Origin of the sequence: Acinetobacter sp. HZNU-JH01, from assembly GCF_037996845.1 — a bacterium.
Classification (GTDB): Bacteria; Pseudomonadota; Gammaproteobacteria; order Pseudomonadales; family Moraxellaceae; genus Acinetobacter; species Acinetobacter haemolyticus.
Map to the genome: position 1 here is coordinate 1,971,458 of NZ_JBBMZX010000001.1, position 13,064 is coordinate 1,984,521.

Consider the following 13,064-nt stretch of genomic DNA (forward strand, 5'->3'; position numbering starts at 1 on the left):
TTTAAAAATGAATGCTTTTAAATGATCTTATACTTTTTTTCGGATATAAAAAAAGCTCTCATTTGAGAGCTTTTATGTTACATCAGTTTAATGCCTTGCTGACCCGCAGGGGTAACTTTGAAAATTTCCACTTCAAAGGTAATATTTTTACCGGCCAATGGATGATTAAAGTCGATTTCAGTAATGTCTTCATTGACTGATTTAACGATGCCAAACAAGGTTGCTTTGGCTTTATCTTCAAATTCAATCATGTGACCAACGATAGGACGTTGCTCAAATTTCACCGTATCAAAACTTTGAACATTTTCAGGATTCCATGGACCAAAAGCATCTTCTGGTGGCAAATGTACGGTACGGCGATCACCTGCACGTAAACCAAATAAAGCCTTTTCAAAGCCTGGAAGTAAATTGCCATCACCAATCACTAAAGAGACAGGTTCTTCACGACCGCGGGTGTTATCGATTTCAACACCATTTTCGATCGATACTGAAAAATGCAAATCAACTTTTGAGCCGTCTTCAATCCGGATTTCTTCGTTTGGTTGGATAATGTCAGTCATTATACATCCGCCTTTTGGTTACGTTTCTTCTCTAAGAAGAAGGTGTCAATGAGAAGCAAAATCGTACCTAGGGTAATGGCACTGTCTGCGAGGTTGAAGGCAGGGAAATGACTATTCTGATAATAGACATGGATAAAATCGACAACATAACCCAGACTGACGCGATCAATCAAATTACCAACTGCACCGCCTAAAATCAAAGCAATCGCCATAGGTAAAATAATCATTTTCTTAGGCATACGCATGAGCCAAAATACAAAAATGATCGAAACAATTGCTGCAAGTGAGGTAAAGAAGTAGCGTTGCCATCCGCCTGCATCAGATAAAAAGCTAAATGCGGCACCGTAATTATGCAACAAGGTCCAATTGAGAAAAGGCAATACGGGTACAGGATCTGCATAGTTTAAATGTGAGCTTGCGATCCATTTTGTCCATTGATCCAACACAATGGCAAGGACTGAAAGTCCAAGCCACAGCAAGTTATAAGGATAGAATTGGAACAAGCCTTGTTTTGCTTGTGAATTAGGCATACTTTCTCACTTCGCCACTGCCAGTGACGTTGACAATACAACGCGCGCATAAACCCGCATGACCTTCATGTGTATTTACGTCTGGTAATACATGCCAGCAACGTACACATTTTTCACCATCCGCAGCTGAGACTTTCACACGTAAACCTTCAAGGTCAGTGCTTTCGCCTTGTTCTGCATAAGGGTGGACGATGACTTGAGAGGTAATCAAGACAAAACGTAATTCGTCAGCCAGTTGGTTTAGCAGTTTTTGTAAAGCTTCATCCGCCCAAAGTTCAACTTTGGCAGATAAGTTACTGCCGATCAGTTTAGCGTTTCGTGCTGCTTCGATCTGTTTATTTACTGCTGATTTTACGCTAATCAATGTTTGCCAATCTGCTTCAGAAAGCAAGTTTGCTGTTGATGCAGTTGGGATATCGTACCATTCAGCCGTAAATACATATTTATCTGTTTGTTCAGGAATCAATGGCCAAGCTTCTTGAGCGGTAAAGCTTAGAATTGGTGACATCCAACGAACGAAAGCTTGTACCAAATGATACAGCGCAGTTTGTGCTGAACGACGTGCTTGTGAGTCCGCTTTTGTTGTGTATTGACGATCTTTGATGATGTCGAGATAGAAACCACCTAAGTCATTGATACAGAAATTGGTCAATGCGTTAGTGACAATGTGGAAGTTCATCTCTTCATAGGCTTGCTGAATGGTTTTTTGTACTTCAGCCGCACGTTGTAAAATGTACTGATCCAATGCAATCAGTTCATCTACAGGTAATGCATCGGTTGATGGTTTAAAACCATTTAAATTCGCCAATAAGAAACGTAGGGTATTACGGATACGACGATAACCATCAGAAGCACGGCTAAAGATCTCTTTACCTGCGGTCATTTCATAGCGATAGTCAGCCGAAGCGATCCAGAAGCGTAAGCCATCTGCACCCATATCTTTGATGATATCTTGTGGCGTGATGATGTTGCCTAATGATTTAGACATTTTACGACCTTTCTCATCTACGACGAAGCCGTGTGTGAGTAAGCCTTTATAAGGTGCACGTTCATTGATTGCAATTGAAGTTAACAAAGACGATTGGAACCAGCCACGGTGTTGGTCTGAACCCTCAAGGTATAGATCAGCAGGGTCTTGCAACTCTTCACGTTCACGCAATACTGCGTAGTGTGTGGTTCCTGAGTCGAACCAAACGTCTAAGGTATCGCGAACAGCATTGTAATGTTCGGCATCAGCACCAATGAAGTCGCTGGCATCACGGTTATACCAAGCATCAATCCCTTCTTGCTCAATCAGTTGGGCAACTTCTTCGATCAATTCAGGTGTACGTGGGTGTAACGCATTGGTATCTTTGTGTACAAAGAACGGAATTGGCACGCCCCAAGTACGTTGACGAGAAATACACCAATCTGGACGACCTTCAATCATCGATTGGATACGGTTTTTACCCCAATCTGGAACAAATTCGATGTCATTTTCAATCGCATTTAATGCAGTTTGACGCAAGCCTTTGGCATCCATGCTGATAAACCATTGCGGTGTCGCACGGAAGATGATTGGCGTTTTATGACGCCAGCAATGTGGGTAGCTGTGTTTGATCGGTTGATGCGCCCACAAACGACCTGTTGCTCCCAATGCTTCGATAATTTTTGGGTTAGCTTTATAGATGTGTTCACCAGCAAAAATCGGTGCTGTTGGTAAATATACACCATTGCCACCAACTGGATTATCCACTTTTAGGTTGTACTGTAGGCCAACCTTATAGTCGTCCACACCATGGCCCGGTGCGGTATGTACGGCACCTGTACCACTGGTTGCGATGACATGTTCACCGACGATCACAGGGACTTGGCGATCTGTAATCAACGGATGTTGTAATAATAGGTTTTCGATGACAGCGCCTTTAAAATCAGCCAGTACGACTGGATTTTCGAGCTTGTAACGCTCGATCGCAGATTCAACTAAATCTTTAGCAAGAATGAAGTTTTGCGCACCACGATCGTTCTGAATTTGAACAAGTTGGTAGTCAATGTCGGCATGTACCGCAACTGCTTGGTTGGCAGGTAGTGTCCATGGCGTGGTCGTCCAGATCACGATATCCGTTACATCTTGAACATCAACACTTAGGCGTGCGCTTAAATCTTTGAGATCTACAACGGTGAAGCCAACGTCAATTGCATCAGATTTTTTATCTTCGTATTCAACTTCGGCTTCAGCCAGTGCAGAACCACAGTCCAAACACCAGTTCACAGGTTTTAAGCCCGGTTCAATATGACCAGCTTTAGCAATCGCACCAAGCGAGCGAACGATGTCCGCTTCTTGTTTAAAGTTCATAGTCAGATACGGATTGTCCCAGTCACCAAACACACCCATACGCACGAAGTCTTTCTTTTGTAATTCAACTTGTGTGTAAGCGTATTCACGGCAGGCTTTACGGAACGTTGATGCGTCTACTTTCACGCCAACTTTACCGACTTTTTCTTCCACTTTAAGTTCGATTGGCAGACCATGACAGTCCCAACCTGGTACATAAGGTGCATCGAAGCCATCCAATACACGGCTTTTAATAATAATGTCCTTGAGGACTTTATTAACCGCATGACCTAAATGGATTTGACCATTGGCATATGGAGGACCGTCATGTAGCACGTATTTCTTCTTGCCAATACGCGATGCGCGAATCTGCTGATAAATGTTGTCGGCATACCACTCTTCTAACCATTTGGCTTCACGCACAGCCAAATTTGCTTTCATCGCAAATTCAGTATGAGGTAAATTGAGTGTGGCTTTATAATCCACTGCATTTTCAGGAGTTTGCTTATCGCTCATGCAAGTTTTCTTCCAGTTTGATCAGTGTATAAACTGACATGTATTACAAATGAAAATTAAATTTAAAAAGGAAATTCTGAAGTACGATTACGATAGTCTCGTAATTTTTGCACATCATCATCTATTCCAGCTTTGAGTGCTTCAAGCGAAGGGTAATTCAGTTCACCATGTAAATAATGAAGAAAGGTTACCCGCATTAATAAGCCATACAGATTAGCAGAAACATCAGGGAAATGTACTTCTAATCGCCACTCAGGCTGAACTTGTTCGATCGCAGGACGAGTCCCCACATGGCCAGCACCGAATAAGCTATCACTTTGATACCCTGCAATACCGTTCAGGGCAGGGTTTGTATGTTTTACTTTTGCTGTCAGTGAGGCATTTTCACACACCACATCGACTGCATAGATGCCACTTAGACAAGGCTTATGACGATTTAGACGAACATTAATTGTTGGAAAATCCAGTGTACGTCCGATTTGATCGCCATATTGCACACGACCCGTGATGCTGTAAGGACGACCCAGCAGTTTAGCTGCTAATGCCAGATCACCTTCTTGTAGAACCTGACGAATACGGGTTGAACTGACACGTTCATCATTCAGTGCAATCGTATCTAAATTGGTGACATTAAAACCATAATCTCTTAAGAATTCACTGTTTCCTTGGCGGTCTTTGCCAAAATGAAAGTCATCTCCCAAAACGAGGGTTTGGGCATTGAGCTTAAATTTGAGTAAATCCGCAAATTCAGTCGCATTCAGGCTTCTAAAGTATTGATCAAACTTTGCTACCGCAATGTAATCCACACCCAGTTCAGTTAAATATTCTACTTTTTCTCGTAAGGAGCTAATGCGGGGTGGGGCATCATAACCTTTAAAAAATTCAAGCGGTTGTGGCTCAAAAATCATCACTAAAGTTTTTAAGCCTTGAGCAGATGCTAACGATTTAAGCTGGGCAATCATCGCTTGATGACCAAGATGGACACCATCAAAATTGCCAATCGTTACCGCAGTCGGAGGTAACTGAAAATTTGGCGATAATGCGTTGAGACGAAGCAACTTCATGGGCGTTAAATACAGTGATTTTTACAAAGGCTATATATTGCCATATTCTCAGCGTTTCGTCTTGTTGTTGTGTTTTTACACAGAGAAATTTCAATATTTAAGCATTTTTATATAAATAAATCTGATGGATTAAATAAAAATAAATCAATTTTTCTTATTTAAAAGCTGAACTAAAATCAATTCATGTTGCTGGATATTGAGATAGAGATGAAAAAGCCATTTTATCAGCTAGAACAAAGTCGAGATGTCATTCGCCATTTTACCCCAAACTGGTTTACTGCAACCATGGGAACAGGCGTTGTCGCAATGATTTTAGCACAGTTACCTTTTGCTTCTGCTCTATTATTCAAGTTGGCGACACAATTATGGCAATTGAATATTTTGCTCTTTATAAGTTTTAGTGTGCTTTATATGTTGCGATGGATTTTATTTCCAACGGAAGCAAAACAGATTTTTAGTCATCCAAATATGAGTCTGTTTTTAGGGGCTATTCCGATGGGGCTGGCGACGATCATCAATGGTTTTCTCAGCTTTGGAACGCATTTATATGGTGATATTGCGGTGCAAATTGCGGAGTATCTTTGGTATTTCGATGTATTTCTCGCTGTGATGATCGCATGGATCGTGCCATTTTGTATGTTTAGCTGCCAAGATCATTTATTACAACGGATGACCGCAGTATGGTTGTTACCGATTGTAGCTTGTGAAGTGGCTGCGAGCTCAGCGGGAGTATTATTACAACATTTAACTGCCGATCAGCACGCATTCAATATTTTAGTCACAGGCTATGTGCTATGGGGGATTTCTGTATTGCCGGCTTTTGCAATTCTGACCATCTTAATGCTACGTTTGGCTTTACATCAACTGCCTGAGAAAGAGGTGGCAATTTCTAGCTGGCTTTGTTTAGGACCAATTGGCACAGGGGCTTTGGCGTTATTATTATTGGGCGAACAAGCACCACGTATCATGCAGGCGATGGGCTTTGAAAATTTAGCAAACTTACTCCCTGCATTAGGCATTGTGGCGAGTTTGGTATTATTGGGCTTTGGACTATGGTGGTTTGGAATCGCGATTTTGACCACATTGCGCCATATTCGTACTGGGATTCCATTTAATTTGGGTTGGTGGGGACTGACTTTCCCCTTCGGCGTGTTTATTTTGGCGATTTTTAACTTAGCGCATCAGCTGCAAGTTGCTTTTTTACAAACTATCGCTGTGGTTCTAAGTTTATTGCTAATAGGGCTGTGGGCTTTGGTAATGAAAAAAACTGTAGCTGGCGCGTATAGCGGTCAACTGTTTTTCTCGCCTTGTCTGGCTGTGTTGCAACAGAAGATGCGATAATATCAAGGTGTGCTTTAGCACACCTTTTTTGTGTCTCTATTTTTATTTGAACGAGTCTTTTATGAATGCTGATATTGCCCTGATTATGGCGTTGCCGAATGAATCTAAAGGTTTGTTTGAGCAAGCTGGTATTGACGTTCATTACAGTGGCATCGGCAAAATTAATGCGGCATTTAAAGCCTTTGAGGTGATTCAAAAGACGGGGTGCAAAACGCTGATTAATTTAGGTAGTGCGGGTAGTTCGCATTTTGATGCACATAGTTTGGTAGAAGTGACGACATTTGTGCAACGTGATATGGATGTGTCTCCATTAGGTTTTGCCGTCGGGGTCACACCAATGGATGATGAGATTCCTGCGGAGATCCACACTCAACCCCATTTTGAGATTTTACCCAAAGGAATCTGTGGCACGGGTGATTCTTTTGAAACAGGTTTGCCAAAAGTGAGCTGTAATCTCGTGGATATGGAAGGCTATGCATTGGCGAAAGTCTGTCAAAAGTTGGGTGTTCGCTTGATCTCAGTCAAATATATTAGTGATGGTGCGAATGATACCGCGCATCTGGATTGGGAAGAGAACCTGTTGCTTGGAGCACAAAAATTACTGACGCTGTATCAAGCTCATTTTTAAATGCAAAGGTTTAACGTTGTGGTGTAGATGGGTGGACTTTTTGTGTTGATAAGCTGTTGAAATTAAAAATGATATTTGATGTTGAATTCGCATAAGCGCCATTATGTTAATTTTAGAAATACTAAAAGTCAAAATCTTAAATAAATTTACTTAGATCTTGAAATAAATTTGATATAGTAGAATTTATAATGAATAATCGATCTTATGGATAAGATATCCATAAAACTTAAGGTTTATATATGATTATTGACTTCACTGTACAAAACTTCCTATCTTTTAGGGATGAACAGACATTAAGTTTTGTCGCCGATAATAAAAATTCAGCACATAGTAGTCATCTATTAGAAACACCTATTGCAGGGCTTAAACTCTTAAAGGTAGTTGTTATTTATGGTCCAAATGCATCTGGTAAATCTAACTTTTTGTCTGCTTTACACCGCTTAAAAGAATTAGTCGTAACTTCGGTATCTAATGCTCCAAATGATGAATTGGATGTTATGCCATTCCGCTTAGACAAAGAAAGTAGTATTAGCCCAACTAGTTTTGAAATTAATTTCTTATGTAATGGTATTAGGTACAACTACTCAACGTTACTAGACTCAAAGAAAATTTATTCCGAATATCTTTCTTATTATCCTAAAAAATATAAGAAAAATATTTTCACTAGAGAGTTGTCTGATTCAGATGAATATATTTATAGCTTTGGCGATGACCTAAAACCTAAAAGAATCTATGATGATATTGCCTTAAAAACATCTGAAAAAGTTCTATTTTTATCAAAAGCTATCCAAGACAATAGCAAGTTTTTAAAACCCGTTTATGATTGGTTTGACAAGTTACTCTTAGAACAATCTTCATTAGAGGATGCAGCAAAGCAAATCGATACAGATAATGCTTTCAAACAAAACTTTCTGGAATTCATTCGTAAACAAGATATTGATATTATCAATGTTGATGTTGATAGTTCTTCATTAGCAGAAAAAATCATTAAAAGTGATAAGAATATGCCTCCAGAAATGAGAGAAAGAATTCTTAATAATTTCAATGATAAGATGGTTTATGATATTCAAACATTCCATAAGGATTCCGATGGTGACTTAATACCTTTTGAATTTGGGTTGGAGTCACAAGGCACTCATAAGCTATTTGCTTTATCACCTCTTATCTTAGAAAAAGCACCTAAAACATTTTATGTTGATGAGCTAAGTTCTGCTTTACATCCTCTTTTAGTTAGAAATTTCTTAAAAACATTTCATGAAACAACTGATAGTCAGATGGTTTGTGTAACTCATGACACTCATTTAATTGATGCAGAATTCTTGAGAAAAGATCAAATTTATTTTGTAGAAAAAGATCAAGAACAATCTTCATCCCTATACTCTTTACTAGAGTTTAATCCTAGGAATGATCGAGAGAACTGGGAACTACGCTATTTATCAGGCAGATATGGTGCTACACCATATTTAAAGTAATGAAAAAGAGATTTCTTAATGGGTACTGATGATATAGCTAAGAAAAAAATTCTAGCTAATAGAAAAGCTAGAGAAGATCGTAAGATTGCTAGTCGTTCAGCTGGTAATCGTAGTATTATTCCTAGGATATTAATCCTTACAGAAGGAGAGTCAGAGGAAATTTATTTTCAAGAACTGATTGACAATATGTCCTTAGATACGGTTTTTGTAAGACAAAGTATACATACAGATAGTGTTGGGATCATTAATGAAGCTATCAAATCTGCAAAGTCGGAAGCAAAAAAAGGGAATGAATATACCTATATTTTTTGTATATTTGATCTAGATACTGTTCATAATAAATGTTTTCTTGAATCAATAAGTAAATATAAATCAAAGACCACGGAAATTTTTCCTATATACTCATTTCCTTGCATTGAAGTTTTCTTCTGTCTTCATTTTGAACAATGTACTAGACCATTCAATGCTACTGAGAAAAAGTCTATAGGCGATACTGTAAAAGAATACTTCCAACAAAACTTTGATGGTGAATACTCTGAAACAAATAGAGAGAGTATTAAAAAGCTGATTCCTAAACATAAACGAGCTATATATAATTCTCAGAAATTGATAGAGCATCAAATTGCTATTGATTCTATTAATCCGATAAGTACAGTCCATAAGCTACTAGTTTTATTAGATTCTATATTTAAACGTGAAAGTCCCTATACTTTTGAAAGAGATATAGAAATTTATATCGAATCTAAAATATAAATTTAGACACCTTAAGAAGTGTCTTTTTTATTTAACATAGAATTTCTTATGCGTAATACTTGAACTTTTTCTTTTAACATCAATATCTTCACCAAAACTATTTTATAAGTCAGAATACTAGAACGGTTTTTCATTATGCACTGAATAAAAAAAGCGACTCACAAAGTTGCTTTTTAAGTGTACGTCAATCGCTAAAATTTTAAGCCTTTTCACTGAAGAAAACTTAACGAGGAATTACGCCATACAGCATCAAATGTACGGTGTGTTCAATAGTGCGTTGGTACATACTGCGGTTACGTAATGTTTTACCCGTCACCATCTCCATTTGCGTTGCAAAATCAGCATAGTTCTGAGTAATTGCCCAAATATTGATAATCAATAATTCTGGATCAATATCCTGAGACAGTTTGCCTTGTTCTTGCCACGTTTGAATCACTTTGGTTTTACGCTTGAAGAGCTTTTTCAAAGGACCTTTTAAGATTGGCAAAATATGTGGCGCACCTTGAATAATTTCCAGTGCAAATAAACGAGAAGCCTTAGGCTGGTCACGCGAGCTTTCAAGCTTTTGAATCAGATAGTGGGTCAGTGCTTCTGTTGGTTCAAGCTCTGACTCTAAAGTTTGTAAGGGAGCAAGCCACTTTTGCAATACGGTGGTCAAGACTTCCACATAGAGGGATTCTTTATTTTCATAATAATAGAAAATATTCGACTTATGCATATTCGCAAGTTGAGCAATCTCATCGAGACTAGCACCACTGAACCCATAGACAGAGAAAACATCGAGGGCAGCATTCAGCAGTTGATTGCGCTTTTGTGTACTTTTTTTCTGTTCCATCTGCGAGCTTGATTCAAAAAATGTCTTTGACATTGTAAGATAAATTGTCGGATTTGTGCACAACAACACAGTTTTTTTATTTAAAAAGTTGCGATTCTACGATCAGTGGTAGGGATCTATTTGATAATTATTAGAATCTAAACTCTAAAATACATATTTTGTTAATAATTTGATCATGATCGCGGCAGCATCTGCATGATGCTTGAGATATTTTAGTGCAATTTTGAAGAGGTACACGGTTTTAGCTAGCTAAAACCGCATCAAGGACTTGTTGTTCGAGTTGCGCAAAAGCAATGCTCTTTTTACGAGGGCGGGGGAGATTAACTTTGAAATCCTGTGCAATATGACCCTGATCAAGCAGGATAATTCGATCAGCCAATTGCACGGCCTCACTGACATCATGGGTGACTAAAACGGCAGTAAAGCCTTGCTCTTTCCACAGTTGTTCAATCAGATTTTGCATTTCCAAACGAGTTAATGCATCCAGCGCTCCAAGTGGCTCATCTAGCAACAAAATGCGTGGAGAATGGGACAATGCTCGTGCTAAAGCAACACGTTGCCGTTGTCCACCCGAAAGTTGTGCAGGCCACTGTGAGGCTTTATCTTTTAAGCCAACTTTTTCTAATAGCGTTCTTGCCAGCGTATGCTGATGTTTGGATAAGCCAAGTTGCACATTTGCTAAAACACTTTTCCATGGCAATAATCTTGGGTCTTGGAACATGACTCGAATATCTGCACTGCTAATGCCTTCACGAAAATTTCGAGCAGATTGAAATTTGATTTCACCATAGCTGGGTTTTTCTAATTGAGCGATAAGGCGCAATAAGGTGCTTTTCCCACACCCACTCCGACCAACGATTGCAACAAATTCACCAGCTTTGATCTGGAGGTCTAAATCTTCAAGCACCTTGACCTCTGCATAGAATTTATACAGCTGCTCGATCAGAATCTCTGCCCCATTGGCAGATGAGGGTGCTGTTTTTACTTCAGTAAGTGTTTTAATTTCATGGTTTTCATGAAAATTTAGGTTTAAATTACTCATTTTAGTCCACCCTTTTTATTTTTGATAACCCGCATGCCAGCGTAATAAATAACGTTCCAATGCTTGTGCCAGTACATCTGCTAATTTACCGAGTAAGGCGTAGAGTAAAATACCGACCAAGACGATATCCGTTTGCAAAAACTCACGTGCATTCATGGTCATATAGCCGATACCTGCTTGTGCTGAAATCGTCTCTGCAACGATGAGTAAGACCCATACCAAACCTAGGGAGAAACGTAGTCCCACCAGAATCGAAGGCATGGCACCGGGGAGAATAATCTCTTTATAGAGTTGCCAGCGATTGAGTCCGTAACTTTTACCCATTTCAATCAGTTGAGGATCAACGGAACGAATACCGTGATAGGTGTTGATATACATCGGGAAAAACACCCCAACAGCCACCAAAAACAGTTTGGCGGTTTCATCAATGCCGAACCATAAAATCACCAATGGAATCAGAGCAAGTGCAGGGATATTGCGGATCATTTGTAAGGTGGTATCAAGCAAGGTCGAAGCAATCCTTGATGAACCATTTAACAATCCTAAAATCAGCCCCAAGCCACCCCCAATCAACAAACCCAACAACGCTCGACCAGCACTAACTTTGACGTGTTGCCAAAGCTCGCCACTGACCAATAAATGCCAAAAAGCACTCACGACAGCTGTAGGGGCAGGTAGAACTCGACTTTGTAATAAGCCAGAACTAGAAGCTCCTTGCCAAATTAGAACCAGTAAAATTGGAAACAGCCAAGGCAATAAACTTTTGCCTATTTTTTGTGTTCCACGTGAAACATTATTGAATAGCGTCTGTGCACTCATACGCTCTCCTTAATCACTTTTCTGGGTTGTTTGACCTCAGGCACATAGTTATTGGCAATGATTTCTCCAAAAGGACCAGTCAAATGCGGTTGTGCCAGTTTTTGTCGTGTCTGTAAGGGAAGTAAAGGAAAGACTAACTCGGCAAATCGAATGGATTCCTCTAGATGTGGATAGCCAGAGAAGATAAAGGTATCAATGCCTAAATCCGCATATTCTTGAATGCGTGCAGCCACAGTTTCTGGGTCACCAACTAAAGCTGTACCAGCACCACCACGGACCAAACCAATACCTGCCCATAAATTTGGCGAGACTTCGAGTTGATCTTTACGTCCGCCGTGCAAAGCGGCCATTCGTTGCTGACCAACAGAGTCCATTTGCGCAAATTTTTTCTGTGCTGCTGCAATTGTTGCATCATCTAAATATTGGATCAGTTCATCAGCGGCTGCCCATGCCTGTTCATTGGTTTCGCGAACAATCACATGTAAGCGAATGCCATAAGTGAGTGTGCGGCCTTTAGCTGCTGCTTTGGCGCGGAGATATTCAATTTTCTCTTTTACTGCAGCAGGAGGCTCACCCCAAGTTAAATAGGTATCGACCTGTTCCGCCGCTAACTCAGTAGCAGCTTCTGATGAACCGCCAAACCATAACGGTGGATAAGGACGTTGTACGGGTGGGTAGAGTAGTTTGGCATCATCGACACTTAACCGCTCACCATGAAAAGTGAAGGATTCACCTGTATGTGAGCGGGTCAAGATTTCACGCCAGATTTTGACATATTCGGATGCGGTTTGATAACGCGTGTTATGGTCTTCATACAGACCATCACCTTTTAGCTCTTGTTCATCACCACCCGTCACTAGGTTCAATAAAATACGACCATTAGACAGGCGATCAAAGGTTGCTGCCATTCGTGCGGCCAATGCGGGTGTGGTAATGCCTGGGCGCAGTGCCACCAAAAATTTAAGTTGTTTGGTGGCATCAATTAAGCTGGCGGCTGTGATCCAAGGGTCTTCACAAGAACGTCCCGTTGGAATTAATACACCTGCATAGCCGAGATTATCCACCGCTACAGCAATCTGTTTCATATAAGCATGATCAACTTGACGTGCACCCTTGCTGGTACCTAAATAACGACTATCACCGTGAGTGGGGATAAACCAGAAAATATTCATGTTGATATTCCTTATAAA

At 40.0% G+C, this 13,064-nt stretch carries 12 protein-coding genes; 4 read left to right on the forward strand and 8 right to left on the reverse strand.

Translation table 11 applies throughout. The features are described from left to right. Window positions 1–77 precede the first annotated feature (77 nt). The 4 genes from AAC851_RS09440 to ribF form a co-directional block, all read right to left on the reverse strand. Window positions 78–560 carry an FKBP-type peptidyl-prolyl cis-trans isomerase gene (locus AAC851_RS09440; RefSeq protein ID WP_161417583.1) on the reverse strand — a complete coding sequence of 161 codons (483 nt, stop codon included), beginning with the start codon at window positions 558–560 and terminating at the stop codon, window positions 78–80. Beyond that, the gene (lspA, locus tag AAC851_RS09445; RefSeq protein WP_340600797.1) at window positions 560–1,090 is read right to left on the reverse strand and encodes a signal peptidase II; all 531 of its coding nucleotides are present in this window, start codon (window positions 1,088–1,090) and stop codon (window positions 560–562) included. The genes AAC851_RS09440 and lspA overlap by 1 nt, the downstream gene beginning before the upstream one ends. Continuing rightward, on the reverse strand, window positions 1,083–3,920 hold the full coding sequence (gene ileS / locus AAC851_RS09450; protein WP_005085891.1) for an isoleucine--tRNA ligase: 2,838 nt from the start codon (window positions 3,918–3,920) through the stop codon (window positions 1,083–1,085). Before ileS ends, lspA begins: the two co-directional genes overlap by 8 nt. 62 nt (window positions 3,921–3,982) lie before the next feature. Then, window positions 3,983–4,984, reverse strand: a complete 1,002-nt coding sequence (gene ribF / locus AAC851_RS09455; RefSeq protein WP_004637365.1) for a bifunctional riboflavin kinase/FAD synthetase — start codon at window positions 4,982–4,984, stop codon at window positions 3,983–3,985. A 207-nt stretch (window positions 4,985–5,191) separates the two neighbouring features. On the opposite strand from ribF, the gene AAC851_RS09460 reads away from it, so the two are divergent. The 4 genes from AAC851_RS09460 to AAC851_RS09475 all read left to right on the forward strand — a co-directional run bounded on the left by AAC851_RS09460 (window position 5,192) and on the right by AAC851_RS09475 (window position 9,178). Further along, window positions 5,192–6,325 carry a TDT family transporter gene (locus AAC851_RS09460; RefSeq protein ID WP_075316452.1) on the forward strand — a complete coding sequence of 378 codons (1,134 nt, stop codon included), beginning with the start codon at window positions 5,192–5,194 and terminating at the stop codon, window positions 6,323–6,325. 61 nt (window positions 6,326–6,386) lie between these two features. Beyond that, window positions 6,387–6,953, forward strand: coding sequence for a 5'-methylthioadenosine/S-adenosylhomocysteine nucleosidase family protein (locus tag AAC851_RS09465; protein WP_075316451.1), 567 nt, complete (start codon window positions 6,387–6,389; stop codon window positions 6,951–6,953). Window positions 6,954–7,192: 239 nt separating this feature from the next. Further along, entirely contained in the window at window positions 7,193–8,425 is a 1,233-nt protein-coding gene (locus AAC851_RS09470; RefSeq protein ID WP_075316450.1) for an AAA family ATPase, read from the forward strand. Between the two features lie 18 nt (window positions 8,426–8,443). Further along, entirely contained in the window at window positions 8,444–9,178 is a 735-nt protein-coding gene (locus AAC851_RS09475; RefSeq protein WP_160127406.1) for an RloB family protein, read from the forward strand. A gap of 223 nt (window positions 9,179–9,401) precedes the next feature. Here AAC851_RS09475 and AAC851_RS09480 read toward each other — a convergent pair whose 3' ends face one another. From AAC851_RS09480 to ssuD, 4 genes are all read right to left on the reverse strand, one after another. Continuing rightward, window positions 9,402–10,013: a TetR/AcrR family transcriptional regulator gene (locus AAC851_RS09480; RefSeq protein ID WP_005085882.1), complete on the reverse strand. Its 612-nt coding sequence runs from the start codon at window positions 10,011–10,013 to the stop codon at window positions 9,402–9,404. Window positions 10,014–10,254: 241 nt separating this feature from the next. Further along, window positions 10,255–11,055: an ATP-binding cassette domain-containing protein gene (locus AAC851_RS09485; protein ID WP_075316448.1), complete on the reverse strand. Its 801-nt coding sequence runs from the start codon at window positions 11,053–11,055 to the stop codon at window positions 10,255–10,257. Between the two features lie 15 nt (window positions 11,056–11,070). After that, window positions 11,071–11,874 (reverse strand): aliphatic sulfonate ABC transporter permease SsuC, encoded by an 804-nt coding sequence (gene ssuC / locus AAC851_RS09490; protein ID WP_340600798.1) that lies wholly within the window; start codon window positions 11,872–11,874, stop codon window positions 11,071–11,073. Next, the gene (ssuD, locus tag AAC851_RS09495; RefSeq protein ID WP_340600799.1) at window positions 11,871–13,046 is read right to left on the reverse strand and encodes an FMNH2-dependent alkanesulfonate monooxygenase; all 1,176 of its coding nucleotides are present in this window, start codon (window positions 13,044–13,046) and stop codon (window positions 11,871–11,873) included. The genes ssuC and ssuD overlap by 4 nt, the downstream gene beginning before the upstream one ends. Window positions 13,047–13,064: the final 18 nt, after the last annotated feature.